The sequence below is a fragment of the Psychrobacillus psychrotolerans genome (genome assembly GCF_900115805.1).
GTDB classification, from domain to species: domain Bacteria; phylum Bacillota; class Bacilli; order Bacillales_A; family Planococcaceae; genus Psychrobacillus; species Psychrobacillus psychrotolerans.
In genome coordinates, this window is the sequence record NZ_FOXU01000004.1 from 274,468 (window position 1) to 293,911 (window position 19,444).

A 19,444-nucleotide genomic window follows, 5' to 3' on the forward strand; every position below is an offset into this window, starting at 1 on the left:
AAACTAAATGGCAAAAACGATTATTGAGAAAATTTGGGATGAACATATTGTGTACGAGGAAGAAGGTAAACCAGACCTTCTCTATATCGATTTACACTTAATCCATGAGGTGACATCTCCCCAAGCGTTTGAAGGGTTACGACTGAATAATCGTAAGGTGCGTCGGCCAGATCTTTGTTATGCAACGATGGATCACAATGTCCCAACTCGAAATAGAGAACAGATTAAAGATGTTATCGCTCGTAAACAAATTTCTACACTTCAACAAAACTGTGAAGAGTTTGGCGTTCCACTTGCCAATATGGACCATCCGGACCAAGGGATTGTTCATATTATCGGACCAGAGCTAGGTCTAACTCAGCCTGGTAAAACAATTGTTTGTGGAGATAGCCATACATCTACACATGGTGCATTTGGTGCCATAGCTTTTGGTATCGGTACTAGTGAAGTGGAGCATGTACTTTCAACGCAAACTTTATGGCAAGCTAAACCGAAAACAATGCAAATTAAAGTGACGGGTGAGCTTGGGTATGGCGTTGCTGCAAAAGATATTATTTTAGCAATCATTGCGAAGTTTGGTATCGATATGGGTACAGGTTACATCGTCGAATATACTGGCGAAGCGATTCGAAAGCTATCAATGGAAGAGCGTATGACGATTTGTAATATGTCGATTGAAGCAGGAGCACGTGCTGGTTTGATCAGCCCGGATGAAACAACAGTTGAATTCCTTAGAGGGCGTGAGCATGTACCGGCAGGGGAAGCTTTTGAAACAGAAGCAGCTCGTTGGTTAGCCCTAGCAACGGAAGAAGGGGCACTTTACGATAAAACGGTAGAAATTTCTACAGATGAAATTGAGCCGTTTGTCACATGGGGTACCAATCCTTCGATGGGTTCTGGTGTATCGCAAAATATTCCATACACATCCGATTTTGCTGAAATAAGTGACCAACAAGCACATGAAAAAGCATTAGCTTATATGGGACTAGAACAAGGGATGCCGCTAGAGGACATCGCTATATCAAATGTATTTATCGGATCGTGTACAAATGCACGCTTAAGCGATCTTCGCACAGCAGCAAATGTTATTGCAGGTCGCAAAGTACATCCCAATGTCACTGCGATTGTCGTTCCAGGGTCCCAAACGGTTAAAAAACAAGCAGAGCAAGAAGGCATCGACCAAATATTCCTTCATGCAGGATTTGAATGGCGCGAATCAGGCTGCAGTATGTGCCTAGCGATGAATGATGATATCGTTCCAGCAGGAGAGCACTGTGCATCCACTTCTAATCGAAACTTTGAAGGCCGTCAAGGTGCGGGTTCGAAAACACATCTGATGAGCCCAGCAATGGCAGCAGCTGCTGCAATCGAAGGTCATATTGTAGATATTCGCAAATTTGGACTAGTAAATGCATAAGGAGGAGGAAACCAAATGGAGCCTATCAATGAAATTAACAGTGTCATCACACCTTTAAATCAAAAAAATGTAGACACAGATCAAATTATCTCGAAAGAATTTCTAAAACGTATCGAACGTACTGGATTTGGAAAATACCTATTTTACCACTGGCGCTTCGATGCGAATGATCAACCAATTAAAGACTTCGTATTAAATGATGAACGATATAAAGAATCTACAATTCTAGTAGCCCATGATAACTTTGGATGTGGCTCCTCCCGTGAACATGCTCCTTGGTCCATCTTGGATTACGGATTTCGAGTAGTCATTGCACCGAGCTTTGCGGATATCTTCTATAATAACTGCATGAAAAATGGAATTTTACCGATTAAGTTATCGGTGAGTGAAGTGGAAGCCTTGCTAAGCAAAGAAGTATATAATGTCGCAGTTAATCTAGAAGTGCAAACCGTAACAGGCGAAGATGGTGTGGTATATTCATTTGACATTGATCCATACCAAAAGAAAATGCTTCTAAATGGATGGGACGAAATTTCGTTAACCTTCCAATATGAAGATAAAATTAAAGCTTATGAAGACAAAAGAATAGCTAATTAGCAACTCGAAAACACCACTCCCTGATTGAGGAAAGTGGTGTTTTGATGTTTTACAAGAAGAGTGATTATAATATTGCGAGAGTTGCGTAAATCGAGGTATACGTTGCGTATACGACGTAAGATGTTGCGAATAATAAAAACGATGCGCAAAACTGTAATGCTCCGATTTAATCCCACCATTTGCGATTTGTATCGACTAACTTGCGATTCCGCACAATCATCTTGCGATATGTATCAACTAACTTGTGATTCTGTCCTCAGACCTTGCGATTAACACTAACTAATTTGCGATTCACCATTATTACAAGCTCATCCTAAACTCTTCTCTTGACTTTATTAAGTAACTAAAATATAATTACTTACGAAAAGTAACCTATATAAATAACTGGAGGAATCAACATGAAATATCATAAAAAACCAAACACATTTGTAGAATTAGTAGAGTTAAAGGTAGCAGATCTTCAGCGTTCCGTAGAATTTTATGAGAATATCATAGGCTTTACAATATTGGAACAGCAAGCTAACAAAATATATCTTACTGCTGATGGAAAAACAGCACTTCTTTCTATTGAACAACCAGATGATATTATGCCAACTCAACAAAAGACAGCGGGATTATATCACTTTGCGTTATTATTACCAACACGTGCTGATTTAGGGGCAATTTTAAGATATTTTTCTGAGCTTAACATTAGAGTGGGAGCAGGAGATCACTTAGTTAGTGAAGCACTATATTTAAATGATCCTGATGGAAATGGCATTGAGATTTATACTGATCGTCCAGATTCTGAGTGGAAATGGGAAAATGAGTATGTGGAAATGGCTACCCTTCAAATTGATGCACAAAGTATTTTGACGGAAGGAGCTAATACCCCGTGGAATGGTTTGCCAGCAGGAACTGTAATGGGACATATTCATTTACATGTCTCTGAACTAGACTTAACGAAAGACTTTTACAATGCTTTAGGTTTTGATGTGATGACTCCTAATTATCCTGGTGCATTATTTATGGGAGCTGGTAAATACCATCACCATATTGGATTAAATACTTGGGCTGGAATTGGAGCACCTCCTACACCAGAAAACGTGGTTGGGTTAAAAGCATTCTCTGTCGTTTATCCTTCAAATGAAGAGCTACAAATAGCAATTACGAAAGTAAAAGCATTGGGATCAGAAATTTTTGAAGAAAATGGTATATACACTGTTAAAGATCCTTCTCAAAATAAAATTAAATTAACTATAAAATAAACAAATGACTCCGAGAAAATCGGAGTCATTTTTGAATCTTCTCCCTCTATCTATAGCTTCAACAAATTTCTTCTCTCGCATCTTCATTTCGTTCGTTTTTGAAATCATCTATCTGTGACAAAATATACTTCAATTCGATCTTCCAAACCTATATAAGGTATTTTGTTGTTTCTTGCATTTATATCGGCACCTCTAATCAGAGTATTCGACAGGTTAATACATAAATTAAAGAGAAAACAATTGAAATTTTACTAAGACTATTAGGTTACACCGAAAGCTCCTTTGTAAATTTGTAAAATCCTTGTGAAGTTTCAGAAAACACACTCATTTAAGCGAGGTGTTATGCTATATTTCAGTGGGAGGTCGGAATACCTGTGAAAAAATGGTCTACTATACCACTGCGAATGAAGTATTTAATTGCAATTTTTAGTTCCTTTATCTTATTTGGGGCGATGACTGTCTTATTGATTTTCCAAGTATTTCACAACCAAGATTTAGCTAATGATATGGAAGTCTACTCACAAAATGTCGAGAGTGCGGATATTATGCGATCGGAGGTAGCGAGTTTATATATTGCCATTTCCAATTTTGCTGGAGATCCTCTAGAAGAGTTTGACAAAGATTATGAATCGACAAAAGAGAATCTAGTTAATCTACAAATTTCTTCAAGTAAACAGATGCCCTATGTAGATTGGAAAACTTTCTCAGAAACCTTACAATCAATACAAACTACATATGAGAATAACTTAAAGGAATCGGTTATGAACAAAGAAAATGTCGCCAAACGAAGACAACTTCAGTCCATCAATGAAAAGTACGTAAGCCTGACAGTATTGCTAAAAGACGCTAGACAACTTGAATCTGACAAAAGAATTCTTTTAATAGAAGAAATGTCAGAGAGCCAGAAAAATACAATTTATATTGTCGTTGCCTCGTTTCTAATCGCGGGATTACTATCACTCGCTCTGGTATTATTAACAAATCGACAAATTAAGACTCAGCTTTCGCAAGTAGTACTATCTGCAAAAGATATATCTCTAGGAAAACTAAATAGTGAACCAATACACATATTAACAAACGATGAAATAGGAGAAGTATCAAAAGCGATGAATGAGATGAGAGCTAATCTTATTAACATCGTAAAAACGATTAAACTTACTGCAGAAAATCTAAGTGCTAATAGCGTAAAGCTAAAGGGATATTCTAAGAATACGGTCGATAGTACAAATACCGTTAAACTAGCTATCCATGAAACTGGTGGAAGCATGCGCAATCAAAAAGAAGCTTCTATCGGTATCCGCTCCTTTCTAGAAGAATTCTCCTATACTTTTGATGAAGTAACAGAGAAGGTTATTAAGTTAAACGGGGATTCAGCTATTGCTGTACAAATGGCGGATGAAAGTGCACTGGCATTGAGAAAAACGGCTGTAGAGTCTGCAAGGTTACGAAACTTATTTAAAGAAGCAGATCAAGAAAGAAAGTTACTTCAAGAAAGAACAGAGGAAATCGCTAGAATGACCACAATTGTACAGGCGATTTCAAAACAAACAAACCTCTTGGCACTGAATGCTGGCATAGAGGCTGCTAGATCAGGTGAAGATGGTAAAGGATTTGCTGTTGTAGCTGCAGAAGTGAAGAAATTGGCAGATGAAGTATCTGGTACAGCAAATACTATACGTCAAATATCCAATTCGATTACTCAACAAGGTACTCAAATGGCAAATGTGTTTGTCGAAGGAATGGAAACTTCCAAAAATAATGCTGCAACGTTTAAAATGTTACATCAAAAGATGGATAAAATAGTTTCCTACATAAGAGATTCCAAGTATCAAAACGACCATATGAAAGATTCTATGTTAACTATTGAAAAAGAAAAGAATACTTCTGAGAAACTCATTTTTGCATTAATAGAATCGATAGAATCTAACACAGTACAAATGGAACTAACAGATGACATGCTTCTAGCTAATGTTCAAAATATCGAAAAGCTATCTAAATTGATAAATGATGTGAATGAGCAGGCAATTATTTTGGAGAATTCAAGCACAAGATTTGTAATATAAACTCTACCTAACAAGTAATCTTTTTTATACTTGTTAGGTTTTTTAAATGCAAACCCTTGGAAATACTCGTTTTTCTTTGTAACACAATTGTTACATAACTGTAAAATTAAAAAGGTTTAAAGAATGGTAACATGAGTTTAGAGAAATAATCAGAAAATTTAAGACCTTGGGGGAACACGATGAATTTGAAATCTATGTCGCAAAAAGTCACGGCTATGTTACTATTATCTGTTCTCTTAGTAACAGCACCATTCGCAGTAAATACGCAAGCCGCAAGTTCTGTTAACTCATCTGAATTAGTCGCAACAGCTAAAGATTTAATTGGAACAAAATATCGTGGTGGCGGTACAACAAAAGCAGGTTTTGATTGTTCAGGATTCGTAAGTTATGTGTATAAAGATTTAGGAGTAAGCCTTCCGAGAACATCTTCTGGAATGTACGCTTCGGGTTCTAAGGTAGGTAAAAGTGATTTAGCTTCTGGTGACCTAGTATTCTTTAATACAGCTGGTAAAGGTGTATCGCATGTTGGTATATATATTGGTGACGGGAAATTTATCCACTCATCCTCTTCAAAAGGTGTGAAAATCGATAAGTTAAGTGATCCTCATTATTGGGGAGACCGCTATGTAGGAGCTAAACGAATTGCTGATGTAACAGTAGCGATAAATAAATAAAACATATACATGTCTGTTCTATCGTATAATTTACGGTAGAACTTTTTTGTTTCTTAAAATAGTGTAAATTATCTCATATCATTTGATAATTCTTTCCTCATTATGCATAATGAAGAAATATAAAATTTAAAAATATCGGAAGGAGAGGTGGATTTGAAGTATAATCGCAATGAATATTTTCGTTATACATTTGAAGAACCCTGTGACGCAACCTTTCGTCTAATCAAGCAAAATGAAGGCAATGTTGGTGTGGAGTTATCAAACAAAGGTGCCTGCAAAATCATAGACATAAGTCCGAATGGCTTGAAGTTGTTTAGCGAATTATTTATCTCCATAGATCAATTACATCATGTGGAATTGAATTTCACGTTAGATACAAATCCTATTTCCATGGTTGGAGAATTTGTATGGTCCCACCGCAAAGCATGGGGCCATGAGTATGGTGTTAAGTTGGTTGGAGATAATGAAAGTGAACAAATGATTATTGAAGAGCTAAAAAAACGTAGACGGAAAGAAATGGAACTTAAAAAGTAAAAAATATTACAAGTTTCGACAAAAATTAAATAAAAACTTTAAAATAAGAAGGATATTTTAAAGGTGGTGTTGAAATATATATATAGAGTTAAATTAAAGGAGGAGTTTTCATGCTAAACTTTAACATTCGTGGAGAAAATATTGAGGTGACTCCTGCAATACGTGAGTACGTTGAAGGTAAGATTGATAAAGTAGACCGTTACTTCAACGAAGAGATTCAAGCGACTGCAAACGTTAACTTAAAAGTGTATAACGACAAACAAACAAAAGTGGAAGTAACAATTCCTATGAAAAACTTAACACTACGAGCAGAAGAACGTAATGCAGATATGTATGCTGCAGTGGACTTAATCGTAGATAAACTAGAACGTCAAATTAGAAAATATAAAACAAAAGTAAATCGCAAGTTCCGTGAGCGTGAAGGTGTAGCTACATTTTTTGCTACAATCGATCCACCTGAAGGAGCAACTGATCATTCCGAAGAGGATGAATATAATATCGTCCGTACAAAACAGTTCGACCTAAAACCAATGGACCAAGAAGAAGCGGTATTGCAAATGAACATGCTTGGTCATAACTTCTTCATCTTTACAGATGCTGAGTCTAATGGTACTCATATCGTTTATAAACGCAGAGATGGAAAATACGGCTTAATCGAAACTAACTAAGCCTTTAAAGCTTATATCCAACTCTCCTCGTAACTGCGAGGAGAGTTTTTTGATTTAATAATGGACCTTATTTGCGTGCCTTTAGAACGAATGGTAAAATGTAGAGTAAGATATTAAATGGGAAGTGAAAATAGATGCTGGGTGTATTAAACAAAGTGTTCGATTTGAATAAACGTGAACTAAAACGCTTAGAAAAAATTGCGGATAAAGTAGAAGCATTAGAAAGTACAATGGAAGCCTTAACTGATGATGAACTTCGTGGGAAAACAGACGAGTTCCGCGGACGTTATGCAAAAGGAGAAAGCATAGATAGTTTATTGCCAGAAGCATTTGCAGTAGCACGTGAAGGATCTAGACGTGTACTTGGAATGTTCCCTTTCCGTGTTCAAATTATGGGAGCAGCTGCTCTAAACGAAGGTAATATTGCGGAAATGAAGACTGGGGAAGGTAAAACACTAACTTCTACATTATCCATTTATTTAAATGCAATTACTGGTCTTGGTGCGCATGTTGTTACGGTCAATGAATACTTATCTAGTCGTGATGCTGCGGAGATGGGAAAATTATATAATTTCCTAGGTTTAAGTGTGGGATTAAATTTAAATTCCATGTCCAAAGAAGAAAAACGTGAAGCTTATGCTGCGGATGTTACGTATTCGACGAATAATGAGCTTGGGTTCGATTATTTAAGAGATAATATGGTGTTATACAAAGAAGATAAAGTGCAACGTCCACTTCACTACGCTGTAATTGATGAAGTTGACTCCATCTTAATCGATGAAGCTAGAACGCCTTTAATCATTTCTGGACAAGCCAATAAAGCAGCACTTCTTTATAAACAAGCAAATGCATTTGTACGTACCTTAACAAAAGAAGTAGATTATTCTTATGAAGAATCTACAAAAGGTGTAACACTAACGGATACAGGTGTTGAAAAAGTAGAAAAAGCTTTCAATATAGATAACTTATTTGACTTGACTCATGTGCGTTTAAACCATGCAATCAATCAATCACTTAAAGCTCACGCTTCTATGCATTTGGATGTCGACTATGTCGTTCAAGAAGGTGACATTGTAATCGTCGATTCGTTTACGGGTCGTCTGATGAAAGGTCGTCGTTACAGTGATGGTCTTCATCAAGCGATTGAAGCAAAAGAAGGCTTAGAAGTTCAAAATGAGTCAATGACAATGGCTACAATTACATTCCAAAACTTCTTCCGTATGTACGATAAGTTGTCTGGTATGACAGGTACGGCAAAAACAGAGGAAGAAGAATTCCGTAATATATACAATATGAACGTTATTGCTATTCCAACAAATCGTCCAATAGCAAGGGATGACCGTGCAGATTTAATCTATGCTTCTATGAATGGTAAATACGAAGCAGCAGCGGCTGATATTGCAGAACGCAATAAAAATGGTCAACCAGTTCTAATAGGTACTGTTGCCATTGAAACCTCTGAAATTATTTCTAAATTGTTAACTAAACATGGCATTAAGCATAATGTATTAAATGCCAAAAATCATGAACATGAAGCAGAAATTATTGCGACTGCGGGACATTTAGGTTCTGTAACGATTGCAACAAATATGGCTGGTCGTGGTACAGATATTAAATTAGGTGACGGTGTCATTGAAGTTGGTGGATTAGCGGTTATTGGTACAGAACGACATGAATCTCGTCGTATAGATAACCAATTACGTGGACGTTCTGGTCGTCAAGGCGACCCAGGGGTAACACAGTTCTACCTATCGATGGAAGATGAGTTAATGCGCAGATTTGGTTCCGATAATATGCGTGCCATGATGTCTAAGCTTGGTATGGATGACTCACAGCCAATTCAATCTAAAATGGTATCTCGTGCTGTGGAATCAGCACAAAAACGTGTAGAAGGAAATAACTTCGATTCACGTAAGCGTTTATTACAATATGATGATGTACTACGTCAACAACGTGAAATCATTTATAAAGAACGTAATGAAGTACTTGAAACAGAGAATATGCGTGTACTAGTTGAGTCGATGCTATTTGGCGCAATTGAACGTTTAGTTTCTACTCATACAAGCTCTGAGAATAAGGCAGACTGGAGCTTAAAAGGGATTGAAGATTATGTTCAAGCGAATTTATTGCCTGAAGGTGTCATTACACAATCAGAATTAGAAAGTTTATCTTCTGAAGAAATGATCGAAAAAATCAAACAAGAAGTTATAAGTTTCTACGATGCGAAAGAAGAAGAAATGACTGCCGAACGTATGCGCGAGTTTGAAAAGGTAGTATTACTTCGTTCTATTGACTCTAAGTGGATCGATCATATCGATGCAATGGATCAACTTCGCCAAGGAATTCATTTGCGTGCATATGGGCAAACGGATCCACTTCGCGAATACCAAAGTGAAGGATTCGCTATGTTCGAAGCAATGGTCGATTCCATCCAGGAAGACGTTGCTAAATACGCGATGAAAGCAGAAATTCGCAATAACTTAGAACGTGAAGAAGTAGCAAAAGGGCAAGCTGTAAATCCAAAAGAAGAAAGCGGCCCAGCGAAGAAAAAACCTATGCGTAAAGAAGTTTCTGTCGGACGAAACGACCTATGTCCATGTGGTAGCGGCGAAAAGTTCAAAAACTGTCACGGTGCAGTAAAATAATATAAAAAGCACAAGACGCCTGTAACCCTCGACCGGCCTTGGAAAAACTTTATCTTAATCGTAAAGCGACTCGAGAGGTTGGCGTCTGAAGCTAGCCACAAAGAAATGCAGAATGCGTTCACATGTCGTTACAAAGTTATTGTAACGACAAGGTTTGCGCTATAACTAGACACCAGAAAGTCGGAGGAATACAAATGATAGAAATTGCAACAGTACGTAATGAACTAGATAGAACTTCAGGAAAGTTAAAAGACTTTAGGGGGTCTCTTTGACTTAGAAAACAAAGAGGTTCGTATTCAAGAATTAGAGGAGCTAATGACATTTCCTGATTTTTGGGATGATGCACAAGGAGCTCAAAAAGTAATAAATGAAACTAATGCTCTAAAAACAATAGTAGAAGAATATCGTTCTCTTGAATCTACGCAAGAAGATTTGGAAATGACTTTGGAATTGATCAAAGAAATGCCAGATGAAGAGTTGCAAGAAGATCTTGGGAAAGAACTCAATGAGTTTACAAACAAGCTGAGTGACTTTGAATTACAAATGTTACTTAGTGAAGAATACGATAAGCATAATGCAATTTTAGAATTGCATCCAGGTGCGGGTGGTACAGAGTCTCAAGATTGGGGTTCTATATTGCTTCGTATGTACCAACGATGGGCAGATAAACGCGGCTTTAAAGTAGAAACGATTGATTATTTACCTGGAGATGAAGCTGGTATTAAATCGGTAACACTACTCATTAAAGGACATAATGCATATGGCTATCTAAAAGCGGAGAAAGGCGTTCATCGTCTTGTACGTATTTCACCTTTCGACTCATCAGGGCGCCGTCATACTTCATTTGTATCCTGCGAAGTAATGCCAGAGTTTACAGATGAAATTGAAATTGATATTCGGACAGAAGATTTGAAAGTTGACACTTATCGTGCAACTGGCGCTGGTGGACAGCATATCAATACAACTGACTCAGCCGTTCGTATTACCCATTTACCAACAAATACGGTTGTTACTTGTCAGTCAGAGCGTTCGCAGATAAAAAACCGTGAGCATGCGATGAAATTATTAAAATCAAAATTATATCAATTGAAGATCGAAGAACAAGAAGCACAGTTATTAGAAATCCGTGGGGAACAAAAAGAAATCGGATGGGGAAGTCAAATACGTTCGTACGTATTCCACCCATACTCCATGGTAAAAGACCACCGTACAAATGAAGAAAGCGGTAATGTTCATGCCGTTGTAGACGGTGAAATTGATCCGTTTATTCACGCTTATCTACGTTCGAAAATAAACTAATAGACGTTTTAGAAACCGATGTTATAATTATATAGCATCGGTTTTTTAATTTTCGGAATATAAAGGACAGGGGAAAGAGTAATGAATATTAATGAGTTGAAAAATGAAGACTTACAGAGAAAAAATGTCATTTTATTTTTAGCTTACGCATTAGCAGCAGGTTTAGGATTACTTGTTCAAATTATTATTCAACAGGCAGTAGTTGTCATTATTTCAATTGGAATTCCATTTGTCATATCCGTAATTATGTTTATTATCGCTCGAAAGTCGATATATTTCGCACGTATATTCCCATATTTCGCCATACTAGCTGGGGCTATTACAGCCGTCAGCATGAGTTATTTCAATGAAGTAAGCATCGCTACAATCGTTTTAGCACTTTTCATACTAATTCTAAGCAGTTTACATTCAAAGCAGAGTATTTTTGTATACGGTTACATTTTATGCGTGTTCGCAATGATATTAAATGTAATGTGGGATGATTCAGGTATTTTTGAAGGACGAACTGTGAATATTTTCTTCATCCAGTTCATAATGGCACTAGGTATCTTCTTACAAGTAAGGCAAAGTAAGAATCTATTCACGAAAGTTGAAAAACTTTTAGAAGATGCTAAAGTTAAATCTGATGAAGAAACATTTCTACATCAAAAACTGGAAACTGCAGTGTCTGTCATTACATCTAATTTAGAGCAAATTCGTACGAATACATTTAATACAAACAATGCACAGGCAGAAATGCTTGTTGCGGTAGGGGAAGTAAGTATTGGTTCTCAAAAACAAGCAGATCATGTAGTGGATATTGTTAAATCTACTGAGGCCACTTCTGATTCAGTAAAAGAAATGGCTGGACATTTACATGAAATCGTCAAACAAGCTGAATTTGCAGAACAGAATGCTTCGGACGGTTCTATAGTGATGGAAAAGATGAAAAATGAAATTGATGAATTCACCGTATTTTTTGTGGAACTAAATAAAACATTTAACGGTCTTTCCGAAAAAATTAATGAAACAAATAATTTTGCGAGTGATATTCGCCAAATAACAGCACAAACTAATCTTCTAGCCTTGAACGCATCTATAGAAGCCGCAAGAGCTGGAGAACTTGGAAAAGGGTTTGCCGTTGTGGCAGAAGAAATCCGAAAGCTTGCTGGTGTCACTGATCAGTCTCTAGAAAAAATAGATGATAATTTAAACCAATTAAACAAATACAATCAAGAAGCTCTTAAAAAGTTAGAAAATGGAGTAAATCAAATCTATGCACAAGTTTCAACAGCCGATAAATCAAATAAATCATTTAATAAACTTCATGAAACAATGAAGAAACTGCAAAACGAGTTAGCTAAGTTCTTAAAGGATGTAGATATTATCTCCAATAATACAGAATCCATTAATATTAGTACGAGTGAATTTGCGGCTATTATTGAAGAAAGTACCGCGACTGTAGAAGAATTCAATGCAACACTTGTGCAAATAACAGAAGATCAGCAGGCAATTGCCAACTATATCGACGAAACATACAAAGAAGCCCAAAGCATTAATACAAAATAGTTACTTAAAGAGTGTGTCTTAGGACATGCTCTTTTTAAATACAAAGTATATAAAAATATAGAGTGAACACTGTAGTTCTTGGAATACTGATTTCCATTTCAGCTTGGCGCTTTCCGCGGGCGAGGCCGAGCATCCACGTTCGCTATGCTCTCTGAGGGATCTCGATTTTCTCGCTTATATGCTGGAGTCGTATTAACTATTAATTATAAATGAGCTTATCTAAACATGATAAAAGGTAAGGTTACAGTATCTAACATATTTGCCTAGAATGTTAGTTACCGATTTATACGGCATATTGTCCGAAGGCAGTCAATTTAATAGTTACGTATTGTAATAAAAACACAAATATGGTGTACTTGGTGATTGGTGCGGAGGGAGGACTCCAGCGAACTAGCATGAGTTGAAAGCCTCGCAGGAACGCTTATAAGAGGAACTAAGGCTAAGAACGCCACTTCGTGTGGCAAAGCCTTCGTGACCAACATCCTGTTGGCCCGAGGAGATTGAAGCCATGCCCGCTGAAAGCGTCCGTCCATGAGCAGAAATCAACTTTATAATTATATTTTTAATCACTTATCCATGAACTTGAAAAAATTGTATGTATAACTCACTGTTTTGGAGAGATAACATCTATATAAGACAATCCACAACTCTCCTTTTCATCCACTTCACCTCGTCAACACGCTATCTTGTTGAAGTTCACAAATTACTTTTCACTTGTTATACTAGTGCAGGCAAACAAAGAATGTGGATGAAAGAGGAATGAAATGGAAACTAATATTAATCGTAGACAATATAAAGAACCACACCCCATTATTAAAAATTCCAAGGATTATGTTTATGTAATCATTGGTGCAGCTATTATTGCGATCGCATTCAACGTTTTTTTGTTACCGAACCAGGTAGCTTCTGGTGGAGTTAGCGGAATTAGTACAATCTTAAAAGGAGTCTTTGGTTGGGCGCCTGGACTTGTGCAATATGCATTTAATATTCCATTGTTTATAGCAGGACTTATATTTTTAGGCGCAAAATTTGGTATTAAATCGTTTGTCGGTACATTAGTGCTACCAGCAGTTGTACTATTGACGGCTGCCTGGGAACCATGGACGATGAATCCATTACTTGGCGCATTGTTTGGTGGAATTAGTGTTGGTTTAGGTTTGGGTATCGTTTTTAGAGGTGGCGCATCTACAGGCGGAACAGATTTAGCAGCACAAATTATTACGAAGTATACGGGATTCTCTCTTGGGACAAGTGTGCTGTTAATAGATGGATTGATCGTACTTAGTGCAGCTTTTGTTTTTGATATTGAAAGGGCCCTTTATGCGTTAATAGCATTATTTGTTACCACTAAAACGATTGATCTTGTGCAACTAGGTTTTAGTCAATCAAAAATGATTTATATTATTACGAATAAACAGGATGAAATTAGAGATGCTATATATACCGAGATTGATCGCGGTGTAACGAAACTTCCAGCTTATGGTGGCTATACGAATGTGGAAAGACCAATTTTAATGGTCGTGGCTTATCAGACAGAGTTCACAAAGTTGAAACATATCATTAAAACTATTGACCCTGCTGCTTTTGTCATAGTTTCGGATGCCTATGAAGTACTGGGAGAAGGTTTCAAAAGATCATAAGTAAGGTATAATGAGTATGCAGATTAAATTTAACTTAGGGAGGTAATAACATGAATAAGAAACTCTTAGCTTTAATATTTGGAGCAGGATTAGTACTTGCTGCATGTGGTGGCGGAGATGATAAAGCTGATAAAGATACATCAACAGACTCTGGCACTACAACTACTGAAACAGCTTCAGTTGACGCAGAGAAAATTGTTAGCGCAAAATGTATTAGCTGTCATGGTCAAAACTTAGAGGGACAAGGTAACTTCCCGGCCCTTAACAATGTAGGTTCACGCCTATCACAAGATGAAATTTTAAATGTAATTGAAAACGGTAGAGGCGCAATGCCAGGAGGTATTATTTCTGGAGATGACGCAACTGCAGTAGCAGAGTGGTTAGCTGCTAAGAAATAATCTTTGAAAGTTAACAAACGAAATCAGCTGCTCTTTGAGTAGCTGATTTTTTTATTGAAATAAAAGAAGGAATCTTCTCACATAATGTAGAATATGGGGTAGTGGGTACAAGGTATGTAAGTGAAATTTACTAGTTAGGATAAAACGTAGATTCGACTTTAGACAATTCCCCCTATAATTACCTATAAAATGAAATCTAATTGTAACAAATAATAGCGTTTCTAATGTTATAATAGGCGTGTTGCATTTTATGACGAATCTAAATAGGTGGTTTATTAATGATAGAAATGATAAATGTCTACAAGAAATACCCAAATGGTATTGTTGCCGCAAACGGTATTGATGTAAAGATTGAACAAGGTGACTTTGTCTATGTAGTTGGACCAAGTGGAGCAGGAAAAACGACATTCATCAAAATGATGTATCGAGAAGAACGCCCAACCTCAGGAGATATTTTAATAAATGGTATCAATTTAGCTACTCTAAAAAATAGTAAAGTTCCACTTTTAAGACGCCAAATCGGTGTAGTGTTCCAAGATTTTAAATTATTACCACGTTTGAGTGTTTATGAAAATGTGGCGTTTGCATTAGAAGTTATAGAAGAAACACCAAAAGTGATACGACAAAAAGTTATGGATGTATTAGAACTGGTAGGGTTGAAAGGCAAAGCAAGAATGTTCCCAACGGAGCTTTCAGGTGGAGAACAACAACGTGTGTCAATTGCAAGATCCATCGTCAATAGACCCAAACTTGTCATAGCAGATGAACCTACAGGAAACTTAGACCCAGAAACCTCATGGGAAATTATGAATATATTTAAAGAAATTAATGCTCGAGGAACAACAATTATTATGGCAACTCATAATAGAGAAATTGTTAATACTATTAGACACCGTGTTATTGCAGTTGAGGGTGGATTAATCACTCGAGACGAATACGGAGGAGAATACGGTTATGAAGGGTAGAACATTAGCAAGACACTTTAGAGAAAGTTTAAAGAGCATCAGTCGTAACGGATGGATGACATTTGCTTCGGTTAGTGCGGTAACAGTTACATTATTACTTGTCGGCGTTTTTGTCATGATTATGATGAACTTGAACAAAGTAGCAGATGACTTGGAGAAAGACGTAGAGATTAAGGTCTATGTCGAATTAACAGCAGATGAAGCAGCTATTACAAAGCTAGAACAAGATATTAAAGACACAACTGGAATTGAAGAAGTTACATATTCTCCAAAAGGAGAAGAATTAAGTAAATTAGTAGTTGATTTTGGAGAAGATTTACGATTATTTGAACAACAGAATCCACTACATGATGTGTTTTATGCTAAAGCTACCAATCCTCAGGAAACAGAAAAAGTGGCAGCAAAATTAGATCGTCTCGATAATACGTTTGAAGTTAAGTATGGGGAAGGTAAAATAGAAAAACTATTCTCCTTCTTGAACACAGGGAGAAATGTTGGATTAGTGCTAATCTTGGCATTACTATTTACAGCAATGTTCCTAATATCTAACACCATTCGTATCACAATTGTTGCAAGAAGAAGAGATATCGAAATTATGAAACTAGTAGGAGCAACGAATTGGTTTATTCGTATTCCATTCATCTTAGAGGGTATGTGGCTAGGGATTTTAGGAGCTATCATTCCTATAACATTAGTTACAGTACTCTACTCTAATATCTATAAATTGTTAGAGCCAAAATTAGAATCAGGAAACTTATTTAAACTGCTCGAATTCTCGCCATTTATTTATCAAGTAAACGCATTAATATTATTAATGGGTGTACTTATTGGTATCTGGGGAAGTTTCATGTCGGTTCGTAAATTTTTACGGGTATAATTGGTAAATTGAAGGGAGCAAGATAGGTTTTGAGAAAACAGTCTAAATGGATGCTAAGAATTATGGCTATAGCTACTACTGGGGCGCTTTTAATAACGACTCCTAGCGCTTTAGCGAATACTCTAGATGATTTAAAACAAGAACAAAAACAATTAGAGCAAAAGAAAAATAATATTGACTCAACTATCAAACATACAGAAGGTAAGATCGATCAAAATGTATCGAAAATAGATCAAATTATGGCTCAAATTAAAGAGTTAGATACTAAGATTATTAATACAGAATCACAGATTTCGGAAGTATTAAACCAAATAAAATTAACAACTACTGAAATTGAAAAGTTACAAGCTTCTATTAAAGAGCTTGAAAGAAAAATTGAAGAACGCGATCAACTACTAAAAGAACGTATTCGTGCTGTTCAAGTAAGCGGAGGATCTGTAAGTTACCTAGATGTTTTATTAGGGGCAAATAGTTTCATCGATTTTATCGACCGTTTTTCTGCTGTCAACACGCTGATGGATGCAGATCGTACTATCTTAGAAGAGCAAGCAAATGATAAAAAGCAATTAGAAGAACAACAAGCAAGTTTAAACAAAAAATTGCAACAGCAAGAAGATAGCAAAAATGAACTTTTAAGTTTAAAGGCCTCTCTGGATGGACAAAAAGCTTCTAAAGGTAATTTAGTAGACCAACTAGAGGTAGAACAAGCAAAATTACATGAAGAAAAAGAAGTTTTAGAAACGGAATATGACGAAATTCTAAACTTAAGTCAAGAAACACAAAACAAAATCGTTTCTGAACAAAAAAGATTAGCAGAAGTTGCAAGAAAAGCAGCTGAAGAAAAGAAACGTAAAGAAGCAGCAGAAAGACAACGTCAGCAAGCAGCTAGTGGCGGTGGCGGTGGCGGTGGTTCTTCAATAGCCATTCCAAATGTCTCTGCTGGGGCATGGACAAAACCAGCATCAGGTCGATACACTTCTGGATATGGTAGTAGAACACACCCAATTTCAGGAGGAGTAAAAACTCACTACGGTATTGATATTGCGAACAGTACAGGTACACCAGTACTATCTGCTGCTGATGGAGTTATTTCTTACGCTTCTCCACTGAGCACATACGGGAATGTAATCATGGTGACACATTCTATTGATGGCCAGACATTTACTTCTTTATATGCGCATTTAAGTAGTATTAAAGTTAGTGTTGGACAAGTTGTATCAAAAGGTCAGATTATTGGAGCGATAGGTACTACCGGAAATTCTACTGGACCTCATTTACATTTTGAGATTCATATTGGAAACTGGGAAGGTATGGCCAAAAACTCTGTTAACCCACTGAGATATATTTCATTATAATAGTAACCAACGCTTTTCCATTCGTGGAGAAGCGTTTTTTTATTGTAGATTTCATAATAGAATTCAAGATAGCTTATGGAAAGGTACTACTATGATTTACGTTCCGTGCGTACGCTTTCCGCGGGCGGTCCGTGAGCCTCTTGCAGAGTCTCACCTGGACACGCTGTTGCCGCAGGAGTCGCCGCACAGCACTTCAATCAATAAGTGAGTAGTGTTAACTTTAAAATTGAATTGATTGAGTAGTATAAAAACGATGAATTGGAAATTTTAATATAGAAGGAAAAAACAGCAAATAACCGATTGTAGTAAGTAATAAAAGGCAGTTACTACTGTGATTTACGTTCCGTGCGGACGCTTTCCGCGGGCGGTCCGTGAGCCTCTTGCAGAGTCTCACCTGGACACGCTGTTGCCGCAGGAGTCGCCGCACTGCACTTCAATCAAGAAGTGAGTAGGTATTAACTTTGAAATTGGATTGACTTAGTAGTATAAAAACGATGAATTGGAAATTTTATTATAGAAGGCAGCAAATAACCGATAGTAGTAAGTGACAAAAGGCAGTTACTACTGTGATTTCCGTTCCGTGCGGACGCTTTCCGCGGGCGGTCCGTGAGCCTCTTGCGGAGTCTCACCTGGACACGCTGTTGCCGCACTGCACTTCAATCAATAAGTGAGTAGGTGTTAACTTTAAAATTGAATTTATTTATTAGTATAAAAACGATGAATTGGAAATTTTAATATAGAAGGCAGCAAATAACAGATAGTAGTAAGTAACAAAAGGAAGTTACTACTGTGATTTCCGTTCCGTGCGGACGCTTTCCGCGGGCGGTCCGTGAGCCTCTTGCAGAGTCTCACCTGGACACGCTGTTGCCGCTGGAGTCGCCGCACAGCACTTCAATCAAGAAGTGAGTAGGTATTAACTTTGAAATTGAATTGACTTAGTAGTATAAAAACGATGAATTGGAAAAGGTTAGTTAAGAGAAGATGATTCAGATCTAAAGAAATTAAATCCAGTATCATCAGTGGTACTTAGGATGCGCGCCTTTCAAGCCGCATGAGCGCGAAGAATGAGACTTCCTAAAGGATGAAGGAGCTGAAAGCGGCCATCCTAGAAGGTTCATGCGTAGCGTGGGGCCAGCGCACATCCGTTTAGAAGACATTTCATTAATCATTTACTCACTCAGGAACGTTAAATACAAGCGGACCTGATTCAAATACTCGCATAATTCACTAGATACTGGCGTTCACAATGGTTTTACTCACCCTGCATACTCGCGAAACGGAAAAAATTGTCATAAATTAGCAAGAATGATTACTTTCTAATGATTTGTCTCTTTAGAATAATCTTCTCTATGTCATCAGCAGAAACTAGGATGTGCGCCTACCAAGCCGCATGAGAGCGAAGAATGAGACTTCATAAAGGATGAAGGAGCTGAAAGTGACCATCCTGGAAGGCTCATGCGTAGCATGCGGCCAGCGCCCATCCGTTTAGAGAAGATTTTCATTAGCATAAATATCAT

Annotated in this window: 15 protein-coding genes; all 15 read left to right on the forward strand. The window is 37.1% G+C overall.

Going from position 1 to position 19,444, the window contains the following annotated elements; all coding sequences use genetic code 11:
* The first annotated feature begins 7 nt into the window (after positions 1–7).
* The 15 genes from leuC to BM260_RS10585 all read left to right on the forward strand — a co-directional run bounded on the left by leuC (position 8) and on the right by BM260_RS10585 (position 17,927).
* Positions 8–1,417, forward strand: coding sequence for a 3-isopropylmalate dehydratase large subunit (gene leuC / locus BM260_RS10515; RefSeq protein WP_093537305.1), 1,410 nt, complete (start codon positions 8–10; stop codon positions 1,415–1,417).
* Positions 1,418–1,432: 15 nt separating this feature from the next.
* Positions 1,433–2,014, forward strand: coding sequence for a 3-isopropylmalate dehydratase small subunit (gene leuD / locus BM260_RS10520; RefSeq protein ID WP_093537306.1), 582 nt, complete (start codon positions 1,433–1,435; stop codon positions 2,012–2,014).
* Between the two features lie 398 nt (positions 2,015–2,412).
* Positions 2,413–3,261: a VOC family protein gene (locus BM260_RS10525; protein ID WP_093537307.1), complete on the forward strand. Its 849-nt coding sequence runs from the start codon at positions 2,413–2,415 to the stop codon at positions 3,259–3,261.
* 374 nt (positions 3,262–3,635) lie between these two features.
* On the forward strand, positions 3,636–5,324 hold the full coding sequence (locus tag BM260_RS10530; RefSeq protein ID WP_093537308.1) for a methyl-accepting chemotaxis protein: 1,689 nt from the start codon (positions 3,636–3,638) through the stop codon (positions 5,322–5,324).
* Between the two features lie 179 nt (positions 5,325–5,503).
* Entirely contained in the window at positions 5,504–5,998 is a 495-nt protein-coding gene (locus BM260_RS10535; RefSeq protein WP_093537309.1) for a C40 family peptidase, read from the forward strand.
* Positions 5,999–6,151: 153 nt separating this feature from the next.
* Positions 6,152–6,532: a PilZ domain-containing protein gene (locus tag BM260_RS10540; RefSeq protein ID WP_175496270.1), complete on the forward strand. Its 381-nt coding sequence runs from the start codon at positions 6,152–6,154 to the stop codon at positions 6,530–6,532.
* Between the two features lie 110 nt (positions 6,533–6,642).
* Positions 6,643–7,200: a ribosome hibernation-promoting factor, HPF/YfiA family gene (gene hpf / locus BM260_RS10545; RefSeq protein WP_093537311.1), complete on the forward strand. Its 558-nt coding sequence runs from the start codon at positions 6,643–6,645 to the stop codon at positions 7,198–7,200.
* Positions 7,201–7,334: 134 nt separating this feature from the next.
* On the forward strand, positions 7,335–9,845 hold the full coding sequence (secA, locus tag BM260_RS10550) for a preprotein translocase subunit SecA (RefSeq protein ID WP_093537312.1): 2,511 nt from the start codon (positions 7,335–7,337) through the stop codon (positions 9,843–9,845).
* Positions 9,846–10,039: 194 nt separating this feature from the next.
* Positions 10,040–11,144 (forward strand): peptide chain release factor 2 gene (prfB, locus tag BM260_RS10555; RefSeq protein ID WP_407691709.1). Its coding sequence is split into 2 segments (ribosomal slippage): positions 10,040–10,105 and positions 10,107–11,144, totalling 1,104 coding nucleotides; the frame shifts between segments, so codons are not numbered across the junction.
* Between the two features lie 81 nt (positions 11,145–11,225).
* Positions 11,226–12,692: a methyl-accepting chemotaxis protein gene (locus BM260_RS10560; protein ID WP_093537313.1), complete on the forward strand. Its 1,467-nt coding sequence runs from the start codon at positions 11,226–11,228 to the stop codon at positions 12,690–12,692.
* A 764-nt stretch (positions 12,693–13,456) separates the two neighbouring features.
* Positions 13,457–14,332, forward strand: a complete 876-nt coding sequence (locus BM260_RS10565) for a YitT family protein (protein WP_093537314.1) — start codon at positions 13,457–13,459, stop codon at positions 14,330–14,332.
* Positions 14,333–14,382: 50 nt separating this feature from the next.
* The gene (gene cccB / locus BM260_RS10570; protein WP_093537315.1) at positions 14,383–14,730 is read left to right on the forward strand and encodes a cytochrome c551; all 348 of its coding nucleotides are present in this window, start codon (positions 14,383–14,385) and stop codon (positions 14,728–14,730) included.
* Positions 14,731–15,008: 278 nt separating this feature from the next.
* Complete coding sequence (gene ftsE, locus BM260_RS10575; RefSeq protein WP_093537316.1) at positions 15,009–15,695, forward strand: cell division ATP-binding protein FtsE; 687 nt, start codon at positions 15,009–15,011, stop codon at positions 15,693–15,695.
* A complete protein-coding gene (gene ftsX / locus BM260_RS10580; RefSeq protein WP_093537317.1) occupies positions 15,685–16,572 on the forward strand; it encodes a permease-like cell division protein FtsX in 888 nt (295 codons plus the stop codon). The genes ftsE and ftsX overlap by 11 nt, the downstream gene beginning before the upstream one ends.
* 29 nt (positions 16,573–16,601) lie before the next feature.
* Complete coding sequence (locus tag BM260_RS10585; RefSeq protein WP_093537318.1) at positions 16,602–17,927, forward strand: murein hydrolase activator EnvC family protein; 1,326 nt, start codon at positions 16,602–16,604, stop codon at positions 17,925–17,927.
* Positions 17,928–19,444 lie beyond the last annotated feature (1,517 nt).

Coding starts and splice junctions, on each gene's coding strand:
- BM260_RS10560 (WP_093537313.1), top strand. CDS start 11,226: ATGAATATTAATGAGTTGAAAAATGAAGACTTACAGAGAAAAAATGTC.
- ftsX (WP_093537317.1), top strand. CDS start 15,685: ATGAAGGGTAGAACATTAGCAAGACACTTTAGAGAAAGTTTAAAGAGC.
- hpf (WP_093537311.1), top strand. CDS start 6,643: ATGCTAAACTTTAACATTCGTGGAGAAAATATTGAGGTGACTCCTGCA.
- BM260_RS10525 (WP_093537307.1), top strand. CDS start 2,413: ATGAAATATCATAAAAAACCAAACACATTTGTAGAATTAGTAGAGTTA.
- ftsE (WP_093537316.1), top strand. CDS start 15,009: ATGATAGAAATGATAAATGTCTACAAGAAATACCCAAATGGTATTGTT.
- secA (WP_093537312.1), top strand. CDS start 7,335: ATGCTGGGTGTATTAAACAAAGTGTTCGATTTGAATAAACGTGAACTA.
- BM260_RS10535 (WP_093537309.1), top strand. CDS start 5,504: ATGAATTTGAAATCTATGTCGCAAAAAGTCACGGCTATGTTACTATTA.
- BM260_RS10565 (WP_093537314.1), top strand. CDS start 13,457: ATGGAAACTAATATTAATCGTAGACAATATAAAGAACCACACCCCATT.
- leuD (WP_093537306.1), top strand. CDS start 1,433: ATGGAGCCTATCAATGAAATTAACAGTGTCATCACACCTTTAAATCAA.
- cccB (WP_093537315.1), top strand. CDS start 14,383: ATGAATAAGAAACTCTTAGCTTTAATATTTGGAGCAGGATTAGTACTT.
- leuC (WP_093537305.1), top strand. CDS start 8: ATGGCAAAAACGATTATTGAGAAAATTTGGGATGAACATATTGTGTAC.